Consider the following 23,172-nt stretch of genomic DNA (forward strand, 5'->3'; position numbering starts at 1 on the left):
CGGGCCGACTCACGTGTCGTCCGCACACAGCCCCCGGACGTCCAGTCCTCCCGTACGTCTTGCAAGGAGTACCTCCGTGGCGAGCAACACCTCTAAGACCGCGCGCGCGTCCGTCCGGGCCGGCCAGGCTGGCCAGGGTGGCGCCCTCAGCGTGCTGGGCGAGTTCAAGTACCTCATCCCGCTCAACGGCGGCAAGCACGCCTACGTGCGTAACCTGACCAACGGCAAGACCGCGCACCTGCGCACCGACTCCGACGCCTTCGTCGAGGAGATCCGGGTGCTGGCCGCCGCCGGCCACGCCGCCAAGATCCGGGCGGAGATCAACAACCTGGCTGCCACCCACCCGGGTGACGGCTGGGAGGCCACCGAGAAGCGCCTTGTCGCGGCCGGTGTCTTCGAGGGCTGAGCCCCTCCCCCACCGCATCATCAGCGAAACCGCCCGTCGGGACTTCCCGGCGGGCGGTTTCGCGTCCGCGTCCGGGCGCTCGGGCCCCGGGTTTCAGGGCGGGTCGAGCAGGGCGACCTCACCGGTGGCCAGGTCGTAGAGACCGCCGACCACTGCCACCCGGCCAGCGGCGACCGGCCCGGCCAGCAGGTCGTCGTGGCGCAGCGCGCGCACCGTACGCCCGACGTGCCGGCGGATCGCCAGCGGTTGCACCGCCGGATCGTCGAGCCCCGCCTCGACGACCGCAGGGGCGATCTCGTCGACGAGGTGGGCAAGCGATCCGTCCGGCCGCTGACCGGTGCGCAGCACCTCCACCGCTGCCCCCACCGCCCCGCACCGCTCGTGGCCCAGCACCATGACCAGCGGTACGCCGAGCTGGCCCACGGCGAACTCGATGGAGCCGCGTACCGCGCGGTCGAGCACGTGCCCGCCGGTGCGGATCACGCACATCGCGCCGAAGGTCTGGTCGAAGATCGCCTCCAGCGGCACCCGCGAGTCGATGCAGCCGAGCACCACCGCGTACGGCTGCTGGTCGCCGGAGGCTGCCGCGGCGGCCGTCACGTCGTGTCCGTGCATGGGCTGACCGCTGATGAAGCGCCGGTTGCCGGCGAGCAGTTCCGCGAGCGCGACCCGTGGCGTACCCCCGGCCTGTCGCTCGTGAGCTGCCGGTCCGCCGGCTGGCGGGCCGGGCGTCGCCTGCGTCGACCCCATGCCGTCCAGCTTGGCCCGGTCGGTGGCGGACAGGTGGGCGCTCGGGAATGTTCCCTCGACGCGATTGGCGTGGTGTGCTGGCGGGTAGCCGGTGTTACCGCCGGGTATCCCCGGTGCCGGTGGTGGTGCCTGGGCGACCCTGGGAGGTGGCGATGCCGGAGCGGTTCGAGGTCGGTCTGCCCGACGGCGTGCGGCTGCACGTCGAGACCACGGGGCCGGCGGACGCCCCGGTAACAGCCGTCCTGCTGCATGGCTGGACGCTTGACGGGCGCGCCTGGCACCGGCAGCTCGACGCGCTCACCGGGCTGTCGGAGGGCGCGGTGCGGGTGGTCACCTTCGACGCGCGGGGCCACGGCCGGTCCAGTTGCATGGCGTTGCCCACGGCCACCCTGGCCCAGCTCGGCGACGATCTTGCGGCGGTCATCGACGCGGTCGCGCCGGCCGGCCGGGTGGTACTTGTCGGGCACTCGCTGGGCGGCATGACGATCATGGAGTACGCGCACCGCCACCCCGCGCACTTCACCGCCCGCACGGCAGGCCTGGTCTTCGTCTCGACCACCGCCGAGGGGCACACGCACACCGCCTACGGGCTCTCGCCGCGGATCACCCGGCTGATCCGGCTCGCCGAGACCACCGGGGCCGGTGTGCTGGCCCGGTGCGGCTCGTGGCGGCCGCCCCGCCCGCTGCTGCGCGCGCTGCAACCGAGCATCCGCTGGATGCTCTTCGGCGACCGCTGCGATCCGGCCGACATCCGGCTGGTGACCTCGGCGGTGGCCCGCGCCTCACTGCGCTCGATCGGCGGGTTCCGCGCCTCGATCGGCGCCCAGCACCGATTGGACACCCTCAGCGCGCTCGCCCACCTGCCGGCCGCCGCACTGGTCGGCGATCGGGACCGGCTGACACCGCCGCCGTGCGCCGAGTCGATCGCCGCGGCGCTGCCGGCCACCGAACTGACCGTCTGCCCGGGTGCCGGGCACATGCTGATGATGGAACGTCCCGACGAGGTGAACGCCGCGCTGACCGGCGTCCTGCGTCGGGTGCTCGCCGCACCGCCGGCCGACGCCGTGCCGCCGCGCCCCGGCGACGCGAGCGCCGTCAGGACGGGTGCCTGAGCACGTTCGCGCACCTCGGGCGCGGCGGATCCGGACGGGGGCCGTACCCTTCTGCGGTTGGCCCGCGCGGTTCGCGCCGCTTGCCGGCGACATCGAAGGAGCGTGCGTTGACCGACCAGACCGCCCTGGAGCAGGAGATCGCCGTCGAGCAGCGGCACCTCGACCGGGTGTACGCCCGACTGGCCGAGCTGCGCCAGTCCGCGGTCCGCGCCGAGCGCGACGGCTACCGGATGGCGCGGGTGGGCACGTTCGGCGCGCTCGTCGAACGTGACGCGATGGTCTTCCACGCCGCGCAGCGGCGGCACACCCTCGACGCCGAGCACGAGGGGCTGGTCTTCGGCCGGCTGGACCTGCGGGACCGTCAGGTGCTGCACGTCGGGCGGCTCGGCATCCGCGACGAGGACGCCACAACGCTCGTCGTCGACTGGCGGGCGCCGGCCGCCGCCGCGTTCTACCAGGCCACCCCGGCGCAGCCGCTGGGCGTGGTGCGTCGACGGACCATCCAGTCCCGGCGGGAACGGGTCACCCGCATCGAGGACGACCTGCTGGACCCCACCGCCACGCCGGAGGGGATGACAGTCGTCGGCGACGGCGCGCTGCTGGCCACCCTGTCCCAGGCCACCGGGCGGGGCATGCGGGACATCGTGGCGACGATCCAGCGGGAGCAGGACGAGGCGATCAGGTCGCCCGGTTCCGGGGTGACGATCGTCGCCGGCGGCCCGGGCACCGGCAAGACCGCTGTCGCCCTGCATCGGGCCGCCTACCTGCTGTATTCCGACCGCAGCCGGTATGCCGGCGGTGGCATCCTGGTGGTCGGCCCGTCCACGGTCTTCGTCGAGTACATCGCCTCGGTGCTGCCGTCGCTCGGCGAGGACACGGCGACCCTGCACTCGCTCGGCACCCTCTTTCCGGGGATGACAGCCACCCGCACCGATCCGCCGGACGTGGCGGCGGTGAAGGGTTCGCTGCGGATGCGCCGGGTGCTGGAGCGCGCCGTCCGGGACGCGGTGCCGGGCGGGCCTGGTGAGTTGCGACTGCTCTACCGGGGCACGCTGCTGCGGCTGGACCGCGCCGAACTCGACGCGATCCGGGACCGCGCGCTGAACCGGGGCGCCCGCCGCAACGAGGTCCGTCGGGCCGGCTTCGACGGGGTTTTCGCCGCGCTCTGGGCGCAGGCCCGTCGCCTGGGCATCGGCCGGCTGCCGGAGCAGCGGGCCTTCGAGGACGAGGTCGCCGAGCGGGCGGAGTTCCGGGAGTTCCTCAAGGCGTGGTGGCCCCGGCTGCATCCCCGGCACGTGCTCGGTTGGCTGGCCCGTCCCGACCGTCTGCGCAGGTACGCCGGAGGAATCCTCTCCGGCTCGGAGATCCGGCTGCTCGGTGCGGCGTACCGGACTCTGGAGACCGACGGCCTGACCATCGCGGACGTGGCGCTGCTCGACGAGTTGGACGCGCTGCTGGGCAAGCCCGTGCAGCCGGCCCGCGCCCGGCGTGACCCGTTCCAGCTCGCCGGCGGGGTCCGGGAGCTGAGCACGCTTGGCGACCGCCAGCGGGCGGCCCGTGCGGCGGCGCGGGAGCGTCCGGCGGACTACCGGGACTACGCGCACGTCGTGGTGGACGAGGCGCAGGACGTTTCACCGATGCAGTGGCGGATGATCGGCCGGCGCGGTCGGCTGGCCTCGTGGACCATCGTGGGCGATCCGGCGCAGACCGCGTGGACCGGTGACCCGGAGGAGCTGACCCGGGCCCGTGACCAGGCGCTGGGTCGGCGCAAGCGGCTGGACTTCACGCTCACCACCAACTACCGCAACTCGGCGGAGATCTTCGCGGTGGCGGCGGCCGAGATCCGCAGGCTCTATCCGGATCTGCCGCTGCCCAGGGCCGTCCGCTCCACCGGGGTCGATCCGGTCGAGCACGTCGTACCGGCGGCCGGGTTGGAGGCCGCGACGGTTGAGGCGGCCACCGGCCTGCTGGCCGAGGTGGACGGCACGGTCGGGGTGATCACGCCGGTCCCCCGCCGCGACGAGGTCGCGGGCTGGCTCGGCGCGCTCGGCGGGTCACGGTTGCAGGTGGTGACAAGCCTGGAGGCCAAGGGCATGGAGTACGACGGGGTGGTGCTCGTCGCGCCGATTGAGATCCGGGCGGATCCGGGTGCGGGTGTACGCACGCTCTACGTCGCGCTGTCCCGGGCCACCCAGCGACTGACCACCATCGACCCGATCGGCTGAATCCGTGTTGGCGGGGCCGAGGGTCCACCAGCGCCCTACAGTTGCATACATAGCGATGTGAACATACATTTGACCCCGTCCCGGCCGGCACAGGAAGGTGGGTTTCGTGGGCTCAGGTCATGACCACCACCACGCGTCGGTCAGCAACGCCGCACAGCAGCACCGGGGCCGGCTCTGGGTAGCGTTCGGGCTGCTCGCCACCCTGATGGTGGTCGAGGCGGTGGCCGCACTGCACACCGGCTCGCTGGCCCTGCTCTCCGACGCCGGGCACATGTTCACCGACGTACTCGGCATCGGGATGGCCCTCGCCGCGATCACCGCAACCCAACGGGCCGCCCGCGACCCGCAGCGCACCTTCGGGCTCTACCGCCTCGAGGTGCTCGCCGCCCTCGCCAACGCCGTCCTGCTCTCCGGCGTCGCGATCTACGTGGTGATCGAGGCGATCGGCCGGTTCGGCGACCCGCACGAGGTGGTGGTCGGCCCGATGCTCGTGGTCGCCGTGCTCGGCCTGCTCGCGAACGTGATCGCGTTCGCCCTGCTCCGCACCGGCGCCCGGGACAGCATCAACCTCCAGGGCGCCTACCTGGAGGTGCTCGGCGACCTGCTCGGCTCGGTCGGCGTGATCGGCGCGGCACTGCTCATCGCGGTCACCGACTGGTGGTGGGCCGACCCACTGGTAGCGGTCGCCATCGGCGTGTTCATCCTGCCGCGCACCTGGCGGCTCGGCCGCGCCGCGGTCCGCATCCTCGTGCAGGCCGCTCCGGAACACCTCCAGGTCACCGCCGTGCACGACCGGCTCGCCGCCGTACCCGGCGTGGTCGAGGTGCACGACCTGCACGTCTGGACGCTCACCTCGGGCATGGAGGTGGCCTCCGCACACCTGACGATGGCGCCCGACGCGGAGGTCGGCACCGTGCTCACGGCGGCGCGCACCGCCCTGCAGGAGGACTTCCGGATCGAGCACGCCACGCTCCAGATCGAGCCCGGTGCGGCCCCGGGGGCCTGCGGTGCCGTCACTTGGTGAGCGGGTTGTCAGCTTTTATACCTTTTGTCGGTGTTTTGGGTAGCGCTTCGCGCACCGTCAGTCACAATCGCTGCACCAGCCCCATGAGCACCGGTAGGCTGGCTCCCGGCCACCACCCGGCGGCGCCCTCCCGGCGCCGGTGGCGGCCGCCGCCTAATCACCCGAGAGGGCGAACCGGGGAACCATGTTCCTGGGGTGCATCCGCGTCAGCGGTAGGGATCTTCCGTCCCGAACCCGTCAGCTAACCCGGTCGGCGGCTGACGGAAGGACATGCGCAGTGGCACCAGCACGACCCCCCGCCGCCCGATTGGCGGCGCTGATCGTCATGATGTTCACCCTCGGCGTCGCCATCCCCGCCGGCGCCGCCTCGGCCGCTCCCCCGGCCACCCAACGGGCCGCGGCACCCGACAACGACGAAGAGGGTGGCACCCCCGCCCTGCGCGCCGCACTCGACGCGGCCAGCAAGGGCTACCTGGACGCGAAGCGCGCCCTGGACACCTCGATCCAGCGGCAGCAGCAACTCGCCGCCAAGCTCAAGACCACCGAAGCCGAGATGGACGAACGCAGCGGCAAGGTCGGCGAGATCGCCGGCGTCGCGTACCGCACCGGCCGGCTCAGCACCGTCTCGGCGCTGCTCAACACCAACAGCCCCGAGGGCTTCATGGACCGCGCCGCCGCGCTGGACGTGGTCGCCGCCAACGAGGACCGGGTGCTGCGCGACCTCATCGCCACGAAGGACGAGGCCAACCGCACCCGCGTCGCCCTCGACGGCGAGATCCGCGAGCAGCGCAAGCAGGTCGAGGTGATGGCCAAGCGCAAGGAGCAGGCCGAACGCGCCCTGGCCGTTGCCAACACCAGGCAGCAGACCACCGCCTCCGACTCCGGCTCCAACCGGGGCACCTCCACCGCCAACGCCAAGCCCGCGCCGCGCAACTCCGACGGCTCCTGGCCGTCCGAGTCCTGCAGCGTCAACGACCCGACCCCGGCCAACGGCTGCATCACCCCACGCACCCTGCACGCCCTCAACCAGGCCAAGGCCGCGGGCTTCACAAGGTACGTCTCCTGCCACCGCTCCGGCGGCTCCGGCGAGCACCCCAAGGGTCGCGCCTGCGACTTCGCCGCGCAGAAGAACGGCTTCGGCGGGGACGCCACCGGCGGCGACAAGACGTACGGCAACAACCTGGCCGCGTACTTCATCCGCAACGCCGACCGGCTCGCCGTGCTGTACGTGATCTGGTACAGGCAGATCTGGCTGCCCAGCAGCGGGTGGAAGTCGTACAGCGGGGCGAACGGCGACCCGTCCAGCGACCACACCAACCACGTACACCTGTCCGTGTACTAGCCCGACCCGACCCGGCCGGCGCTCCCCCACGCGGGGACGCCGGCCGGTGTACGTCTGCGCGACCGCACTCGAACCAGGATGTAGTGGCCTCCCAACGGCCCGACACCACGACATCCTGGATCGAGCACGATCATGACAAGGTCCGCGCGCCAAGCGGCGGCTGGTCAGGTCGACGGTGGGGGGTTGTCGCTGCGGTCCAGGGCCGCTCCCAGCCGGGCCGCCAGGGCCAGGTGGGCGACTCGGGCCTGGCTGAAGGCGTACCGGAAGAGGGGTTTCGGTGCCCGCAGGGTGATCTCGACGTCGATCCGGACCAGGCCGTCGGGCTCGGCGCGTAGGCGTGTGTGGTTACGCACCGTGGTGGCCGGCCACTGGCGTGCGACAGTGACGATCTCGTCGTCGTCGAGGGTCAGCACGTCCGCGTGATAGGTGGTTCGGAAGCGGAGCGGGCCGGCGACCAGACGGTCGTTGATCGTGTAGCTGGCCACGGCTCCGGGCCGGGGCGGGACTCGCCGCACCCGGATGATCAGTGGGTGCAGCTCGCCCTGGCGGCTCAGGTCGCCAAGCAGGGCCGCCGCGTCGGCGAGCGAACAGCGGGCCTGCACGGTGTAGCTGAACGTGTCGCTGCTGAGCACGCCGTCTCCCGCCGTCGATGGGTCGCACGATCGTCCCGTACACCGGTGGGGCTGGCAACGTCCGGACGGACACCGGCCGTTGCCCGGGCATTGGCGACGCGTTATCACTACCGTCAGCTGTTGAGGTATCACCGGTCGTGATGAAGGGCGGACGCATGAACGGGGATGACCGGTGAGCGGGCACGTGATGGTCTTCGCGCCCACACCGCAACTGACGGTAACTGTGGATCAGCCGAACGACCACCCCGAGCTGCACCTGCACCCCGGCGGGCAGGGCGTCTGGCAGGCCCGCATGGTGCTGTCGCTCGGTGTCGACGTGGTGCTGTGCGCCGCGCTCGGCGGCGAGATCGGCCAGGTGCTGGAGCCGCTGCTGGTAAGCGAGGGCGTCGACCTCAAGGTGGTGGTCCGGGACTCCGGCAGCGGCGCCTACGTGCACGACCGTCGGGACGGCTCCCGGCAGGAGATCGTTGACGTGCCGGGGCACCCGCTGAGCCGGCACGAGCTCGACGAGCTCTACAACCTGGCGCTCGGCGAGGGCCTCCGCGCCGAGGTGAGCATCCTGAGCGGGCCCAACGAGCCGTGGCTCGTCCCGGCCGACGTGTACCGGCGCTTCGCCGCCGACCTCGGCGCCAACGGCAGCCGGGTGGTGGTCGACCTCTCCGGGGAGCACCTCGGTGCGGCGCTGGAGAGCGGGGTGTTCTTCCTCAAGGTGAGCCACGAGGAGCTGATCCGCGACGGGCGCGCCCGCAACGACGAGACAGCGGAGCTGACCCGGGCGATGTACGAACTGCACGCGGCCGGCGCCGAGACGGTGGTGGTGAGCCGGGCCGACCAGCCGGCCTTGACGCTCATCGACGGGGAACTCTTCGAGGTGCAGATGCCCCGGCTGGAGGCCGCCGACCCGCGTGGCGCGGGCGACTCGATGACCGCCGGGGTGGCCGCCGTGATCGCCCGCGGTGGGGACATCCGCACCGCCATCCGCACCGGCGCCGCAGCCGGGGCACTGAACGTCACCCGGCACGGCCTGGGCACCGGTCGGCTGGACTCGATCACCGGGCTGGTGGAGCGGGTCCAGCTGGCACCGGCGGACAGCCGGCCCCAGGAGCGGACCACCCCCGACGAACTGGCCGACCGGGTGGTCGACAGATGACCCTGCGGGTGCTGATCACCAACGACGACGGGATCGCCGCGCCGGGCATCCAGGCGCTGGCGTGGGCCGCGGCGCAGCGGGGACTGGACGTGGTGGTCGCGGCGCCGCTGGAGGAGGCAAGCGGTACCAGCGCCGCGATGAGCGCTGTGGAACGGGACGGCCGGGTCGTGGTGCACGATCATCCGCTGGCGGACCTGCCGGGTGTGCCGGCGTACGGGGTGGGCGGCTCGCCCGGCTTCATCACGCTCATCGCGCTGCACGGCGCGTTCGGGCCGCCGCCGTCGGTGGTGCTGTCCGGCATCAACAGGGGCGCGAACGCCGGCCGTGCCGTGCTGCACTCGGGCACTGTCGGTGCCGCGTTCACCGCCGCCACGAACGGCTGTCGGGCGATGGCGGTGTCGCTGGACGTGCTGTCGGCCGGTGAGGCGACGGCCGCCAGCGGTGGCGCGGCGGTGGACGCCGCGGCACGGGTACGCGACGTCGAGCGGCACTGGGGCACCGCCGCCCGGGTAGCCCTGGACCTGCTGCCCCGGCTCACGGCAGGGCCGCCGGAGAGCGTGCTCAACGTCAACGCCCCCGACCTGCCGCACGGGCGGCTGCGCGGGGTGCGCCGTGGTTCGCTGGCCAGCTTCGGCCAGGTGCAGATGACTGTTGCCGAGTCGGGGCACGGCTTCGTGCGTACCTCGTTGGAGGAGCCCGGCCAGGCCGCGCAGCCCGGCACGGACGTCGCGTTGCTTGCCGGCGGGTACGCGTCGGTGACAGCCATCCGGGCGGTTACCGAGGCGGCCGACGTGGACCTGACCGGTCTGGACCAGGAGCCCTGACGGGCCCCGCGCGAGGTGTGGCGACGCTCAGGCGCCGGGGAGCACCTCGGGGGTGGCAGCGCCGGCGAAGTAGGGCTCGGGGGCACCGAAGAGGCCGAGCAGGCCGGTCACCCAGAGCTGCCGGTGCACGAACCGGCTGGGCTCGGTGACGACGAGCTTGACGCCGCTGACCTCGGCGGTCTGGAAGCCGGCGACCATGGCGCTGATGCCGACGGAGTCGATGAAGGTGACGAGCCTCATGTTGAGCTCGATGCGCAGCGGGCGGCCCTTGGCCAGCACCTCCGCGATCGCTTCCCGCACCTCGTATGCGGTGTCGACGTCGATCTCGCCACGCGGGGAGATCTCCACGACACCACCGGACAGAACTGATTGCACGATCGACAGGCTCACGCGAGCACCTCCACCCGCCCGTCCCCCGGGCGTCTCATCAGTACGCGGGCCGCGACCGAGAGTATTCCTCCGACGGCCTCGGTCGCCACCCCTCGGGATGAGCAATTCACGGATCCGGCCACCCAAAGTGGCCCATATCCCTTCTTTTCGGTATCTGATCAGTCAATAGTTTTCGTTATCTGCTCAGTCGGCAATCGGTCGGAACCGACGCGCCGCGGACAAGGGTAGCGGCCCGAACGCGACACGCCCCACAATCCGCCCGCCCCGCGCCTCAGCCCGACTGAGCCCGGCGTGTCGCGTCTACCGGGATGCTGAGCTCGATGGGCGTGATTCCCCCTCGGGCATCCGATACCGAGGTCCAATCATCCGCCCGAGGTTGCCGATGCCCCCTAGCATCAGCCCGGGACACCCACCGTGACGGAGAGGACCTTCGATGATCAAGAGACTGGCCGGGCTGACTGGTGTCGGCCTGCTGCTTGCCCTCGTGTTGGCCTGCGGTTTCGGCGGTGGCGGGGGCGACGATGACGACGATGACGACGACTTCGCCCGGGGCGCTGCCGTGGTGACCCTGCGCTGAACCGTTCGGGAGACCGTGCCGGCCGGGTTTGCGCGCGGGCGGCGCGGGGCACTGCGGGATGAGCGAGCCGTGACGCGCTGGACAGCCGCCGAAGTCCGAGGTAGGTGGCTTCGGCACCCGAGGAGGTAACCACGATGTTCGGAACCAACCTGCTGGACCGCCGCAGCAAGCCGGAGCGGATCGCGGACCAGGCGTGGGAGCACCTGGTCTCCGCCGTCAGCTCCGCCGGGGACAGCGTCCGGGACACCGCCCGCTCGGCCCGCCGCAACAGCGGTGACCTCGCCGACGGCGCTGGTGATCTGGTGGGCTCGGCAGCCGAGGAGGCGCGGCGGCGCGCCTCCCGTGCCTTCGACGCGCTCGCCGGTCGCCAGCCGGCCCTGCCGTGGACGCTGCTGATCGGTGCCGCGCTTGTCGGCGCGGCGGTCGGCTGGGCCGTCGGCTCCGCCGCTCGTGCCGCCGGCAGCCGGGACGACCGCGCGGTGAACGACGTCGAGTTCGTCGACGTGGACCGCCCCAACTCCCCCGTCGGCCTGGACGACTGACAGCCCACCCGCACGACAAGCCCCGCTCGACCTTCCGGTCGGCGGGGCTCGCTCTTGTGTGTGCGCGGCCGGTTTGGTGCTCGACACGGCGTCGGCGCGACCGACGATGGAGGAGCCTGAGCGGGTGTCAGGCCGGTCCGCCGGGGTGCCGGACCCCTCAGACAGCCCCGGCGGACCGGTGTTCCGGGGGTGGTCCGGGGGTTGTCCCCGGACCACCCGAGGTCAGCGACTCGTGCAGGTGACGGTTGCCGGAGGTGCGTTGCTGCCGGTCCACGTGCCCAGGAAGCCGACGGTGGTGCTGGCGCCGGCGCCGAGCGCGCCGTTCCAGCCGCTGTCCTGAACCGAGACGACCGCCCCGCTCTGGGTGTGCGTGCCGCCCCAGAGTTGGCTGATCCGCTGGCCGTTCGGGAAGGTCCAGCCCAACGTCCAGCCGGCGATGGGCGCGCTTCCGGGATTGCTGACGACCAGCTCGGCCTGGAAACCGCCAGACCAGGAGCCCGTCACCCGGTACGTCGCCGCGCACCCGCCACCCGGCGGAGGCGTGGTCGGAGGCGGCGGGGTCGTGGGAGGCGGAGTGGTCGGAGGCGGAGTCGTCGGAGGGGGCGTGGTGGGCGGCGGCGTCGTCGGAGGGGGCGTCGTCGGCGGCGGGGTGGTGGGGCCGCCGGTGCGCTCGCCGACCACGATCCCCCGACCGTTTGTGCCGAGGTAGACCCGGCCGTAGACGCGGGGATCACCGGTCAGCGCCTCGGTCGGGTTGCCGTACTGGTGGCTGTCGTCGTTGACGCGTACCCAGGTCGTGCCGCCGTCGTCGGAGCGGTGCACGCCGGGCTGGCCGTCCACAGCGCCGTACAGGAAGACGGCCGGGTTGGTCCGCCCCGGCGCGGCCTTGCCGAAGCCGACGTTGCCGGAGGCGCTGACTCCGCCCAACTTGGCGAAGCTGGCGCCCGCGTCAGTGGACCGCCACAGCCCGCCGGGACCAGCCAGCCACAGCTCGCCCGACCGGCCGGGCAGGGCCTTGAACCGTACGTCGGAGGTGGGCAGCCCGGTCGCCGCCGTGGCGGTGAAACTCGCACCGCCGTCGGTGCTGAGGTAGACCCGACCGCCGCTGAAGCCGTAGAACCGGTTGGGGTCGACCCGGTCGGACTCGACAGTCGCGTTGGCGGGAATGCCTGTCGACGGTGTCCAGGTGTTGCCGAAGCCGACCGAGTAGACAACCCGCTGACCGGCGTCGCCGGGCGCCCAGACGAACCGGCTGCCGTCGGCCGCGGCGGCGACCGTACCGCCGGTGTTGACCCCGGACGGCTCGGTGCCCTGGAACCAGGTGGCGCCGCCGTCGGTGGAGAAGGCGACGTGGCTGTCGCCGGGCCGGTCGGCGTCGGTGAAGTTGCCGGAGCGGACGACCACGGCCGGCTTGCTCTCGGCGTAGTCCAGGCTTGTGGTGCTCGTGAAGACCGGCTGGGTGAACAGCATGGACGGGATGGCGTCCAGGTCGGTGTGCCGGAAGCCGCCGACGTCGCCGAGCGCGCTGATCAGCGGCGCGCCGCTGGGCGGGCTGATCAGGTCGAGTACGGCGGTCTCCTCCAGGCCGCGCACCATCGGCTTGATGGTGAACTGGCCGCCGGTGTCCCACTTGGTCAGGTCGGTGGTGCCGTAGATGGTGGCGCCGGTGCCGTACATCATCCGGTTGGAGTCGTGCGGGTCGATCTCCACCGACTCGTTCATCCAGCCGAGCTTGGGCGAGGACTCCGGTGGCGCCGGGTTGACGCCGAACGTCAGCCAGGGCACCGAGCTGACGTCCATCGTGTAGCGGCGGGACTGCTCGGGATAGTTGGTGAACTCCCAGATGCGGGTCCAGCTCGCCCCGCCGTCGGTGCTGCGGAAGAAGATCGCGTCCGGCCACCAGGAGACCTGGGTGGCCACCAGCAGCGTGTTCGGGTGCTGCCGGTCGATGGTCAGGCCGCTGTAGCCGAAGTAGGCGTCCGCGCTTGTGGACGGCACCGGGCTGATCCGCGTCCACGCTCCGGTGGACCTTGTGAACTTCCAGACGTCGCCCTTGCCACCGTCGTACGGGCCGCCGGTGTCGCTTGTGGCGATGTAGAGGTGACCGCCGACCGGGTCGACGACGCCCTTGTGGGCCAGGTAGCCGGTGGGCTGGCCGGGGATCCGCGACCAGGTCACGCCCCCGTCGGTGCTGCGGTAGACGGGGTTCTCCTTGTCCGCCACGCCGACGTAGATGGTCTGCGTGGTGGAGCCGGCCGAGCCGGTGCTCTTGTCGAAGCTCACCCAGGTCAGGCCCTGGTTCTGCCCGTTGTAGCCGTTGGGGTCGCTCGGGTCGGCCCGGTAGTTGCCGACGTTCGGAAAGGCGGTGACCTTCGCCCACGTCGCCCCGTGGTCGGTGCTGCGCCACAGCCCGTTGCCACCCTCGGCGCCGTAGTAGACGATGCTGTTCCGGTTGGGGTCGACGGCGAGCCGCTCACCCATTCCCCGGCCCGGCATGTTGCCGCCGTTCTTGAACGGCAACTCGGTGATCTGCCAGGTGGCGCCCTTGTCGGCCGAGCGCAGGATCGCGCCGTTGTTCGGGTCCCACCCGTTTGTGTACATGCCCACCGCCGCGTACACCCGGTTGGTCTGCACCGGGTCGGTGGCGATGCTGACGACCCCGTTGTAGCCCCACCGGTCGGCGCCGACCCAGTCGAGCAGGGGCGTCCACGACTGGCTGGACTGCTCCCAGCGGTACGCCCCACCGATGTCGGTGCGGGCGTAGATCAGGTTTTTTTCGGTGAGGTTGAAGACGATGCCGGGCACGAAGCCGCCGCCACCGACCTGGACGTTGCGCCAGCTGTACGCCTCGGCGGCGGCCGCAGCCGACGCCGAGTCGGCCGCTGGCACCGAGGCGGCGGCGAAGGGGGCCACCACGACTGCCGCGGCGGCGGCCAGCGCGGACACCACCGCACCAGCGAGACTCCTGGACACTGCTTGTTCCTCTCGGCAGGGACGCCCGGGGGACGGGAACGACGAGTGGTCACGCCATGGCCCGGGGGACGGGCACGACGCTGGGACGGGCCGGAGTTGCCCTGACTCCAACCACCCGACGCGACGGCTCTGCGCGATCGAGGAACGCGCTTACCCTATCCGATCCCGCGCCGCCATGGAAGCGCTCCCATCATCGATGTTCGTAGCTTGCGAAGGAGACGCTCACCCGTACCGGATGAGGACGCCTCACCCGTGCCGACGGCAGGATCGGACCCCGGCGGGCCTGCGGCTCCGGCCGCGACCCCGGTCCGCCAGTCAACCCAGCGGAGGAGGGCCGATGGCCGTCGCGACGATCAGCCGCACCGACCAGGACATCCAGTCCGCCGTACTCGACGAATTGACCTGGGAACCCCGGGTGCAGCCGCACGAGATCGGCGTGACAGTCGACGAGGGTGTCGTCACGCTTACCGGGCGGGTGGACAGCTACGCCAAGAAGTGGGCAGCCGAACGGGCCACGCACCGCGTGGCCCAGGTCCGGGCCGTCGCCAACGACGTGGCCGTGCGGCTCCCCGGCAGCGCCGAGCGCGCCGACCCCGACCTGGCCGCCGCAGCCGGTCACGCACTGGAGTGGGACGCGTTCGTGCCCATCGAGAAGCTCCAGGTCACCGTGTCGGCCGGCTGGGTGACGCTGCACGGCGAGGTCGAGTGGGAATACCAGCGCCGGGCCGCCGAACGGGCCGTCTGCCGGCTGACCGGCGTACGCGGGGTCAGCAACGGCATCAGCGTCCGACCGGTCGCCCCGCTGGACAGCGCGAACCTGGCCGAACGGATCGTCGACGCGCTCGCCCGCGCCGAGGCCACCGCAGCCGAACGGATAGGCGTCCGGGTGCACGGCGACACAGTCGTACTCACCGGGCTCGTGCACTCCATGCCCGAACGCGCCGAGGTGGAGCAGGTGGCCTGGTCCGCGCCGGGCATCCGGGAGGTCCAGAACCACATCGCTGTCGCCCCGGTCCTGCGCTGACGAACGCGGAACCACCCCGGGCGGGTGAGCCCACCTCACCCGCCCGGGAAGCAGGCTGGGTACATGAGTGATCCCAACGGGCTGATCCAGCCGGGACGCCCCGCGCCCGGTTTCACACTGGCGAGCACTCCGGACGGGCGCCAGATCGGGCCCGAGCAGTTCCGGGGTCGACCCGTCGTCCTCGCCTTCTATCCCGCCGACTGGAGCCCGGTCTGCGGTGACCAGATGTCGCTCTACCAGGCGGCGGGACCGATGTTCGACCAGTATCAGGCGATGGTGCTCGGCATCTCGGTGGACAGCTTGTGGTCGCACCGGGCGTTCGCCGAGAGCCAGGGCATCACGTTTCCACTGCTCGCCGACTTCGAACCAAAGGGTGAGGTGGCCCGCCGGTACGGCGCGTACACCTCGCGGGGCGTGGCGGCACGGGCGCTCGTGGTGCTGGACCCGACGGGCACCGTCGCCTGGAGCTACCTGTCCTCGCCAGACGTCAACCCGGGCGCCGACGGGATCTTCGACGCGCTGGAGCGGATCGCCGTCGACCGGAAGGTGGTGGCCGGATGACCACGCCGTTTCAGGTGACCGCCCGACTGCGGGAGCCGGTCACCGCCGAGGACCACGTCCGCGGGCCGTCGAACGCCGCGGTGACCATCATCGAGTACGGCGACTTCCAGTGCCCGTTCTGTGGTGCCGCCTACCCGAACCTGCACGAGTTGCTGCGCCAGCGCTCCGACACGGTACGGCTCATCTACCGCTACTTCCCGATCGCCAACGTGCACCCGTACGCCGAGCGTGCCGCCGAGACGGCCGAGGCCGCCGCCAGCCGGGGCAAGTTCTGGGAGATGCACGACTGGCTGTACGAGCACCAGGACCAACTGGACCCGGTGCACCTGTCACTCGGCGTGGAGCAGCTCGGGCTGCCGCCGGACGCCGTGAACGACGAGGTCGAGCGCGGTGCGTACGCCGACCGGGTGCGCCGGGACTTCGTGGGCGGAATCCGCAGCGGCGTGAACGGCACGCCGACCCTGTACATCAACGACGTCCGACACGAGGGCGGGTTCGACCTGCCCGACCTGCTGGCCGCCGTGGACGCCGCAGCCAACGCCTGACCCGTCGCCTGATTCGAGGGGCTCACCGCCGCTCAGATCAGGCGCAGCTCGCGCGCCCGCCGGACCGCCTCACGCCGGCGGGTCGCGCCGAGCTTGCGGTAGATGTTGCGGACGTGGGTCTTCACAGTGTTCACCGACAGCGACAACTCGGCGGCGATCTCCACATTGGACAGGATGCTCTGCAGGTAGCGCAGGATCGTCAGCTCCCGCTCGGTGAGCGGCTCGTCGAGCGATCGGGCCGGCTCTGCCGACGTCGGGGCCGCGCTCTGCTCCACCTGGCGCACCAGGTCGCTGACCAGCGGGAAATGTGCGGTGCCCGCGTCCAGGTGCGCGGCCAGCAGGTCCCGCACCGACGGGTCGGCACGCGTGAAGACCCGACGGCAGCCCTGCGCGCCGGCCAGGTCCAGCACCTGCTCCAGGGTGCGGCCGACCCGGCGTACGTCCCCGCTCCGGTCGGCCAGCATTGCGTCCAGCAGGCCGGCGTCCAGGCGTACCGGCAGGGGCCAGGCGGCGGCGGGCGGCGCCTGCCAGTCCGGCAGGGTCCGCCCGGCGGCGGCGGGGTCACCGGCGCGCAACTGGACCCGGGCCAGCGCCACGGCGAGTGCCGGGGTGGCCGCGTCGGCGGTGGCGTCCGCCAGCAGGACCCGAGCACCGTCCAGGTCGCCCCGCTCAGCGCGGATCTCGGCCTCCGCGGCCCGCAGCAGACCCGACAGTTCGGCGGCGCTCGGCTCGTCAGGCAGCGACTCACGGGCCCGGACGAGCATCCGCTGGCCGGTCGCCGGATCACCGGCGTCACGGTGCAGGTGCGCCCCGCACCACGCCGCGAGGGCCGTCGCCACCGGTTCACCCGCCGCGCTGGACGACCCGGAGCCCGCGTCGACGGCGCCGACCGGGCCGGTCGCCTGCGCGGCGAGCGTGAGGTTCGCGCCGGCTTCCTCGGGCTGGTCACGGTGCAGCGCCACGACCGCCAACGCCAGGTACGCGTAGGCGCAGTCGAGCCGGCAGGACCAGCCCCGGCACGGCGGCATACCGAGGGCGTCGCGGGCCGCCCGCTCCGCCGCGTGCAGATCGCCGCGCACCGCGAGCAGCAGCGCGGAGCGGCTGGCGCCGACCAGTTCGGTGCGGGGTCGACCCGCCTCCCGGGCCGCCTCCCGCGCCCTGACGAACCGCCCGACGGGCAGAGCGCCGCAGGCCAGCTCGACAAGCCCCAACGCGGTACCTGTGAACGCCCGTAGGTCGGCGTCGTCGGTGCTGGGCGGGCGGTCCGCAGGCACGCCCGACACGGGCCCAGCCGGCGCGGACGTGGCCGGCACGGGCCCAGCCGACGCGGACGTGGCCGGCACGGACGTGGCCGACGCGGGCCCGGCCGACGCGATGCCGGTCGGCGTGCTTGCGGCTGGACGCGTGCGCAGCAGCCGGGCGGCGGCGGCGCGGGCCTCGGCCCGGTCACCGGCGAGCCGGGCCACCGTCAGCTCCAGGGCTGTCGCCATCCGCAGGAACCGGTCCCGGCGCGGCACCGGCAGGGCATCGGCGTACGCGGCGGCGTCGCGCAGATGGCCGGTGGCGGCGGGCAGGTCGCCGACGTACGCCCGTTCGGCGGCGCAGGCCAGGGCCACCTCCGGGTCGGCGCGCAGCACGTCCGGTGGCGGGGACGGGGGCGTCGGGCCGCTGACGGGTTCGTCGTCGTACCGGGTCAGCTCCGGCCAGTGCGCGACGAACAAATCCCCGGCCAGGTCCCACCGGCCGGCAGCGAGGGCGTGCCGCAGGCCGTCGGCAGGGCGTCCGTCCCCGGCGTACCAGTCGGCCGCCCGCTCGTGCAGTTCCCGCAGCTCGTCGCCGGGCAGCCGGGCCAGCTCGGCGCGGAGCAGGTCGGCGAGCAGGGGGTCGCAGCGGTACCACGGCGGGCGGCTGTCCTCCCGGCGCAGGAGGCCACCGACCTCGGCCAGGTCGGCAAGCGCCTGCCCGGCGTCGGCGCGACCGGTGAGCGCCTCGGCCAGGTCGGCGCAGACCGTCTCGGCGAGGGCGGTACGGCGCAGCAGGTCCCGGTCGGCCGGGTCGACGGCTGCCAGCACCTCCTCGCGCAGGTAGCCGGCGATCTCCGGCTGGTCGCCGCCGAACTGCCCCACCCAGCGTTCCGGGTCGGGCCTGCCCCGCAACGCCAGCGCGGCGATCCGCAGCGCCGCCGGCCAGCCCCCGGTACGGGTCCGCAGCCGGCGTACGGCAGTGGCGGGCAGCGGTGCGCCGTGCGCGGTGAGCAGGTCGGCCACCTCGTCGTCGGTGAAGGCCAACTCGTCCGGGCCGATCTCGGTCAGCTCACCGGCGAGGCGCAGCCGGTGCACTGCCAGCGGCAGCCCGGCCCGGGCACCGACCACCAGGTGCAGTCGCCCTTCGCAGTGCCGCAGTAGGAACTCCAGCCCGGTAAGCGCCGCCGGATCGGCGACGCGGTGCAGGTCGTCCAGTACCAGCAGCACCGGGCGTTGCAGGGCTGCCAGCCCGGCGGCGAGCAGTTCCAGCTGGTCGGGGCGCGGTGGGCCGGCGGGCAGCGGCGCCACCGGGTTGTCGTCCGCCGCCCCGGTCGCGGTCCGCAGCGCCGCCGCCAGGTACGCCCACAGCCGGTCGCCGTCGTCACCCGCCTCCACCGAGACCCACGCCGGCGCAGGCCCAGGTGCCACCGCCTGCCCGACCTCGACGTCCGGCGCGGAGCCCGCCTCGGGCGCGGCGGCTGCGAGGCGTACCCAGGTTGCCAGCAGTGTGGTCTTGCCCCAGCCGGCCGGTGCGGTGACCAGGGTGACCGGCCCGGCGCTGCCCTCGTCGAGCCGACGCAGCAGGCGGGGCCGGGCCACCACCGGCTCGGGCGGCACGGCCGGGGTCAGCCGGGACGCCAGCAGCGGCGGCTCCCCGGGCAACCCCGGCGCCGTGCCCACCCGCACGCGATCACGCTGTTCCGGCACCCGGCCCCACCCCCACCGACGCGTCCCCACCCCTGGTGGGCTGCGGTTACCCGACCCGGGACGGTTCACCCCTTCCGGGCGAGCCCGCTTCACCCGGTGTCGACGCACGATCGGGGGACGTGGATCCGGCAGGACGGAAGGGACGGATGGGACGCCTGACACGCACGGGATCCGCCCTGACCCGCGCCGCGCTGGCCAGGGCGCGACGGCTTGTGCGCGTACCCCGTCGGCGTGGCCGGCCCGGTGCGGACGGCGACCCCACCACGGCCGCGCGGTGGGAGGTGGTGACGGTGGACCGCCCGCCGGAGCAGGTGCTTCCCGACGGCCGGTGGCCGGAGCCCCTGCGCCGCCTGGACGGCGCTGTCGAGGTGCGGATGCGCCCGGCGCCCGGCGACCGCGGCACCGAGCTGGCGGCCCGCCCGCTGGCCGGCGCCGCCCCGACCGTCGGCTTGGCCGCGCACCTTGTCGGCGACGACCCGCGACTGCTGGTCCGCCGGACGTTGCGCCAGGTCAAACAGCGGGTCGAGGCCGGTGAGGTGCTGCGCCCGGACCGCTCCGCGCTGGACCGCCCCGAGGCCCCCGGGTGAGGGCGCTGTGCTGGGTGGCCGCCGACGAGCTGGCGGTACGCGAGGTGCCCGACCCGGAGCTACGCAACGAGCGGGACGCCATCGTCCGTGTCCGGCGCAGCTGCACAAGTGGTGCCGACCTGCCGCTGCTTGGCGGTCGGGATCCGCTGCTGCGCGCCGGTGACGTGCTCGGGGCCGAGTTCCTGGGCGAGGTCGTCGAGGCCGGTCCGGCAGTCCGGCGACACCGGGTCGGCGATCGGGTCGTGGTCGGTGCGAGCGTTGCCTGCGGCGGCTGCTGGTACTGCCGCCGGGGCCGGCACTCCTGCTGCGACAACGGCAGCACCGACCCGGTGACAGCCGGCCCCGGCTGGGAACGCTCGGACGCCGGCTGCTTCGGTCGGCCCCCGGCGGCGGGTGGCTTCGCTGGTGGTCACGCCGAGTACGTCCGGGTGCCGTACGCCGACGTGGGCGCGTTCCGGGTGCCGGACGCGGTGGGCGACGACCGGGCGCTGTTCGCCGCCGACGCCGCGCCGACAGGCTGGCTGGCCGCCGAGTTGGGCGATGTGCGACCCGGTGACGTGGTGGCGGTCTGGGGCGCCGGTGCCGTCGGCCAGTTGACCGCCCGCGCCGCGATGATGCGTGGGGCCGACCGGGTGGTCGTCGTCGACAGGCACGAGGAACGGCTCCGGATGGCCGAACGGCACTCCGGGGCGGAACCGCTCGACTACCGGCGCACCGACATTCCGTCGGAGTTGCGGGACCGCAGCGGTGGACGCGGCGCGGACGTGTGCGTGCTGGCGGTCGGCGCCCCGCCCGCGCGGTCCGTCGCCGAACGTCTCGCTGGCCGGGGCGCCGACCGCCCGGACGCGCTGCACGAGGCCGTGCACGCCTGCCGCAAGGACGGCGTGGTGGTGGTGCTCGGCGGTGCGGGCGCGTTCGTCGACGCGTTCCCGCTGGGCGCGGTGACCGACAGGCGGCTCACGCTGCGCGGGGCACGCCGGCCGGACCTGCGGGACGTGCCGATGCTGCTGCACCGGATGGCCCGCGACGAGCTGCGGACCGAGCACCTGGCCACCCACCAGCTGCCGCTTGAGGACGGCCCGCACGGGTACGCCCTGTTCCGGGATCGCGCCGACGGCTGCGTCCGGGCCGTGTTCACGCCGTGAACCGCCCTCGTGATCGGCGAGCGCTGTCGACGGGTGGCAGACTCGCAGGATGGATGGGGAGCGGACGTACGACGTGGTGTTGTTCGGCGCTACCGGCTTCACCGGCGGGCTGACCGCCGAATACCTCGCCCGGCACGCGCCGCCCGGGTTGCGCTGGGCGCTTGCCGGGCGCAACCAGGACCGCCTCGCCGCCGTACGCGACCGGCTCGCCGCGATCGACCCCGCACTCGCCGACCTGGCGCTGCTCACCGCCGACGTGACCGACGCCGACTCGCTACGGACGGTCGCCCAGAGCGCCCGCGTGGTCGCCAGCACCGTGGGCCCGTACGTCCACCACGGGGAGCCGCTTGTCGCCGCCTGCGCCCAAGCCGGCACCGACTACCTGGACATCACCGGCGAGCCGGAGTTCGTCGACCTGATGTACGTCCGGCACCACGCCGAGGCGACCCGCACCGGCGCGCGACTGGTGCACGCCTGCGGGTTCGACTCCATCCCGCACGACCTGGGCGTCTGGTTCACAATCAAGCAGTTGCCCGCCGACGTGCCGATCACTGTCGACGGTTACGTACGCGCCGGCGCCCGGTTCTCCGCCGGCACCTACCATTCCGCGCTCACCGCGTTCTCCCGTACCGGGGAGGCGAGCCGGGCGGCCCGCGCCCGCCGGGCCGTGGAGCCACGCCCCGACGACCGCCGGGTCCGGGCGGTGCCGGGCCGGGTGGCCCGTTCGTCGGAGCTGGGCATCTGGGCCGTGCCGCTGCCCACCATCGACCCGCAGGTGGTCCGCCGCTCGGCGGCGGCCCGCCCCGAATACGGTCCGGACTTCCGCTACCGGCACTTCGCTGCAGTGAAGCGGCTGCCGACCGTGCTGGCCGGCGCGGTGGGGCTCGGCGCGCTTGTCGGCCTGGTGAAGCTGCCACCGACCCGACGCTGGCTGCTCGGTCGGCTCGCCTCCGGGCAGGGGCCGACAGCGCAGCAGCGGGCGACGTCCTGGTTCCGGGTCCGGTTCGTGGGCGTCGGCGGTGGCCAGCGGGTGGTCACCGAGGTGGCCGGCGGCGACCCTGGCTACGACGAGACGGCGAAGATGCTCGCCGAGTCCGCGCTCTGCCTGGCCCTCGACGACCTACCGCCGGCCGCCGGCCAGCTCACCCCGGTCAGCGCGATGGGCGACGCGCTGCTCGACCGCCTGATCCGGGCAGGGCTCACCTTCCGCGTGCTGGTGTAAGGAAGGGCACCTTGTTAACGCCTTTTGTATAAAGAGGGGCCCTTCCTAACGGCGGCGGCTTGACTCTCGACCAGGTCGAGGGGGCAGGATGCCGGCGTGGTGAGCGACCTGCACAGCATCGGTGAGCTGGCCCGGGCCAGTGGCCTGACAGTGAGCGCCCTGCGCTTCTACGACTCGGCGAACGTGCTGGAGCCGGCCCTCGTCGACCCGGTGACCGGCTACCGCTGGTACACCGACGAGCAGATCGCCCCGGCCCGGCTGGTGGCCGGGCTGCGCCGGGTCGGCATGCCGGTGCCGGAGATCGCCGCCGCGGTCCGCGCGGAGCCTGCCGAGGTGCACCGGCTGCTCGACGCGCATCTGCGCCGGCTCGCCGACGGGCTCGCCGACGCCCGCCGTGAGATCGACAGGCTCCGGGCCCTGGTCGACCCCGCGCCGGCTCAGGCCACGACGCTGCTGCTCTCCCCCACAGAGCTGGCCGCCGCGCTGGACGCGGTGCGTTTCGCCGTCGGCGCCGACCCGGAGCTGCCGGTGCTCTGCGGGGTGCTACTGGACGTCGAGCCGGACGCCGTGCGGCTTGTCGCCACCGACCGGCACCGGATGGCGCTGGCCCGCGCCGGGGCGACAGTCGACGGTCCGCCGACGCGGATGCTCCTGCCCGTGGACCTCATCGACCGGTTGCGCCGGCTGCTCGACAGCGAAGATCCCGAGCCGGTACGGCTGACAGTGGCCGGCACCGACCTGCGGATCTCGGTGGCGGGCCGGACGCTGACCGGAACCGCCCTGCCGTACGACTTCCCGGACTACCGCCGCCTGCTTCGGGAGGCGGTCGGCGAGCACAAGGCCACGTACCGCGTCCCGGTGGACGTGGCAGCGCTGCGCGCCGCGCTGACGGACCCGGCCGCCCCCACAGTGGCCCGCGAGTACGCAGGCCGGCCCCTGGCGGTGACAGTTCTCGGCCTCGACGACCGGGGCGGCCTACGGGTGCTGGACCCCACCGACGAGCCGGACCAGGCACCTCGGGCCGGCGGGCTGCGGATCGGGGTGAACGGTGACTACCTGCTCGACGCGCTGGACGCTGCCGGTGGGCCGCAGCTGGTGCTGGAGCTGGACGGGCCGATCGCCCCGCTTGCCGTGCGCCGGCCGGGCGACGCCGACACGTTCTCCGTGCTGATGCCCATCCGGCTCTGACA

General features: G+C 73.2%; 21 protein-coding genes and 1 riboswitch. Of the genes, 16 read left to right on the top strand and 5 right to left on the bottom strand.

The features are described from left to right. Positions 1–76: 76 nt before the first annotated feature. Positions 77–406, top strand: a complete 330-nt coding sequence (locus ACPXB1_RS20505; protein ID WP_030330285.1) for a hypothetical protein — start codon at positions 77–79, stop codon at positions 404–406. 93 nt (positions 407–499) lie between these two features. Here ACPXB1_RS20505 and ACPXB1_RS20510 read toward each other — a convergent pair whose 3' ends face one another. After that, positions 500–1,156, bottom strand: a complete 657-nt coding sequence (locus ACPXB1_RS20510; RefSeq protein WP_355595181.1) for a carbonic anhydrase — start codon at positions 1,154–1,156, stop codon at positions 500–502. A 152-nt stretch (positions 1,157–1,308) separates the two neighbouring features. On the opposite strand from ACPXB1_RS20510, the gene ACPXB1_RS20515 reads away from it, so the two are divergent. The 4 genes from ACPXB1_RS20515 to ACPXB1_RS20530 all read left to right on the top strand — a co-directional run bounded on the left by ACPXB1_RS20515 (position 1,309) and on the right by ACPXB1_RS20530 (position 6,859). Then, positions 1,309–2,268 carry an alpha/beta fold hydrolase gene (locus tag ACPXB1_RS20515; protein WP_355595179.1) on the top strand — a complete coding sequence of 320 codons (960 nt, stop codon included), beginning with the start codon at positions 1,309–1,311 and terminating at the stop codon, positions 2,266–2,268. A 107-nt stretch (positions 2,269–2,375) separates the two neighbouring features. Beyond that, positions 2,376–4,493: a HelD family protein gene (locus tag ACPXB1_RS20520; protein WP_355595177.1), complete on the top strand. Its 2,118-nt coding sequence runs from the start codon at positions 2,376–2,378 to the stop codon at positions 4,491–4,493. A 106-nt stretch (positions 4,494–4,599) separates the two neighbouring features. Then, positions 4,600–5,517 carry a cation diffusion facilitator family transporter gene (locus ACPXB1_RS20525; RefSeq protein ID WP_355595175.1) on the top strand — a complete coding sequence of 306 codons (918 nt, stop codon included), beginning with the start codon at positions 4,600–4,602 and terminating at the stop codon, positions 5,515–5,517. A gap of 140 nt (positions 5,518–5,657) precedes the next feature. Further along, positions 5,658–5,789: riboswitch (cyclic di-AMP (ydaO/yuaA leader) on the top strand. A 5-nt stretch (positions 5,790–5,794) separates the two neighbouring features. After that, positions 5,795–6,859, top strand: a complete 1,065-nt coding sequence (locus ACPXB1_RS20530; protein WP_425735664.1) for a coiled-coil domain-containing protein — start codon at positions 5,795–5,797, stop codon at positions 6,857–6,859. A gap of 164 nt (positions 6,860–7,023) precedes the next feature. On the opposite strand, the gene ACPXB1_RS20535 is transcribed toward ACPXB1_RS20530, so the two are convergent. Next, positions 7,024–7,491 (bottom strand): SRPBCC family protein, encoded by a 468-nt coding sequence (locus ACPXB1_RS20535; protein WP_355595173.1) that lies wholly within the window; start codon positions 7,489–7,491, stop codon positions 7,024–7,026. A gap of 187 nt (positions 7,492–7,678) precedes the next feature. On the opposite strand from ACPXB1_RS20535, the gene ACPXB1_RS20540 reads away from it, so the two are divergent. Continuing rightward, complete coding sequence (locus tag ACPXB1_RS20540) at positions 7,679–8,641, top strand: 1-phosphofructokinase family hexose kinase (protein WP_425735700.1); 963 nt, start codon at positions 7,679–7,681, stop codon at positions 8,639–8,641. Beyond that, positions 8,638–9,465: a 5'/3'-nucleotidase SurE gene (surE, locus tag ACPXB1_RS20545; protein WP_355595169.1), complete on the top strand. Its 828-nt coding sequence runs from the start codon at positions 8,638–8,640 to the stop codon at positions 9,463–9,465. The genes ACPXB1_RS20540 and surE overlap by 4 nt, the downstream gene beginning before the upstream one ends. Before the next feature lie 27 nt (positions 9,466–9,492). Here surE and ACPXB1_RS20550 read toward each other — a convergent pair whose 3' ends face one another. Beyond that, positions 9,493–9,855, bottom strand: a complete 363-nt coding sequence (locus ACPXB1_RS20550; RefSeq protein ID WP_053653152.1) for an STAS domain-containing protein — start codon at positions 9,853–9,855, stop codon at positions 9,493–9,495. Positions 9,856–10,288: 433 nt separating this feature from the next. On the opposite strand from ACPXB1_RS20550, the gene ACPXB1_RS20555 reads away from it, so the two are divergent. Continuing rightward, positions 10,289–10,432, top strand: coding sequence for a hypothetical protein (locus tag ACPXB1_RS20555; protein ID WP_355595167.1), 144 nt, complete (start codon positions 10,289–10,291; stop codon positions 10,430–10,432). 134 nt (positions 10,433–10,566) lie between these two features. After that, entirely contained in the window at positions 10,567–10,974 is a 408-nt protein-coding gene (locus ACPXB1_RS20560; RefSeq protein ID WP_355630712.1) for a hypothetical protein, read from the top strand. A gap of 222 nt (positions 10,975–11,196) precedes the next feature. Here the strand turns inward: ACPXB1_RS20560 and ACPXB1_RS20565 are convergent, their stop codons facing one another. Next, on the bottom strand, positions 11,197–13,947 hold the full coding sequence (locus ACPXB1_RS20565; RefSeq protein ID WP_355630715.1) for a cellulose binding domain-containing protein: 2,751 nt from the start codon (positions 13,945–13,947) through the stop codon (positions 11,197–11,199). A 337-nt stretch (positions 13,948–14,284) separates the two neighbouring features. Between ACPXB1_RS20565 and ACPXB1_RS20570 the strand changes: the two genes are divergently transcribed. The 3 genes from ACPXB1_RS20570 (at position 14,285) to ACPXB1_RS20580 (ending at position 16,077) form a co-directional block, all read left to right on the top strand. Further along, positions 14,285–14,971 carry a BON domain-containing protein gene (locus tag ACPXB1_RS20570; protein ID WP_355630718.1) on the top strand — a complete coding sequence of 229 codons (687 nt, stop codon included), beginning with the start codon at positions 14,285–14,287 and terminating at the stop codon, positions 14,969–14,971. A 63-nt stretch (positions 14,972–15,034) separates the two neighbouring features. Continuing rightward, a complete protein-coding gene (locus ACPXB1_RS20575; RefSeq protein WP_355595159.1) occupies positions 15,035–15,532 on the top strand; it encodes a redoxin domain-containing protein in 498 nt (165 codons plus the stop codon). Next, the gene (locus tag ACPXB1_RS20580; protein WP_355595157.1) at positions 15,529–16,077 is read left to right on the top strand and encodes a DsbA family protein; all 549 of its coding nucleotides are present in this window, start codon (positions 15,529–15,531) and stop codon (positions 16,075–16,077) included. Before ACPXB1_RS20575 ends, ACPXB1_RS20580 begins: the two co-directional genes overlap by 4 nt. A 32-nt stretch (positions 16,078–16,109) precedes the next feature. On the opposite strand, the gene ACPXB1_RS20585 is transcribed toward ACPXB1_RS20580, so the two are convergent. Continuing rightward, the gene (locus ACPXB1_RS20585; RefSeq protein WP_425735665.1) at positions 16,110–19,097 is read right to left on the bottom strand and encodes a LuxR C-terminal-related transcriptional regulator; all 2,988 of its coding nucleotides are present in this window, start codon (positions 19,095–19,097) and stop codon (positions 16,110–16,112) included. Positions 19,098–19,174: 77 nt separating this feature from the next. Here ACPXB1_RS20585 and ACPXB1_RS20590 point away from each other — a divergent pair, with 77 nt between their 5' ends. The 4 genes from ACPXB1_RS20590 to ACPXB1_RS20605 all read left to right on the top strand — a co-directional run bounded on the left by ACPXB1_RS20590 (position 19,175) and on the right by ACPXB1_RS20605 (position 23,170). Continuing rightward, positions 19,175–19,615, top strand: a complete 441-nt coding sequence (locus tag ACPXB1_RS20590; RefSeq protein ID WP_355630724.1) for a hypothetical protein — start codon at positions 19,175–19,177, stop codon at positions 19,613–19,615. Beyond that, a complete protein-coding gene (locus ACPXB1_RS20595; protein WP_425735666.1) occupies positions 19,612–20,760 on the top strand; it encodes an alcohol dehydrogenase catalytic domain-containing protein in 1,149 nt (382 codons plus the stop codon). The genes ACPXB1_RS20590 and ACPXB1_RS20595 overlap by 4 nt, the downstream gene beginning before the upstream one ends. Before the next feature lie 49 nt (positions 20,761–20,809). Then, a complete protein-coding gene (locus ACPXB1_RS20600) occupies positions 20,810–21,982 on the top strand; it encodes a saccharopine dehydrogenase family protein (protein WP_425735667.1) in 1,173 nt (390 codons plus the stop codon). 108 nt (positions 21,983–22,090) lie between these two features. Continuing rightward, complete coding sequence (locus ACPXB1_RS20605) at positions 22,091–23,170, top strand: MerR family transcriptional regulator (RefSeq protein ID WP_355630740.1); 1,080 nt, start codon at positions 22,091–22,093, stop codon at positions 23,168–23,170. Positions 23,171–23,172: the final 2 nt, after the last annotated feature.

The organism is Micromonospora sp. DT68 (assembly GCF_049847245.1).
Classification (GTDB): Bacteria; Actinomycetota; Actinomycetes; order Mycobacteriales; family Micromonosporaceae; genus Micromonospora; species Micromonospora profundi.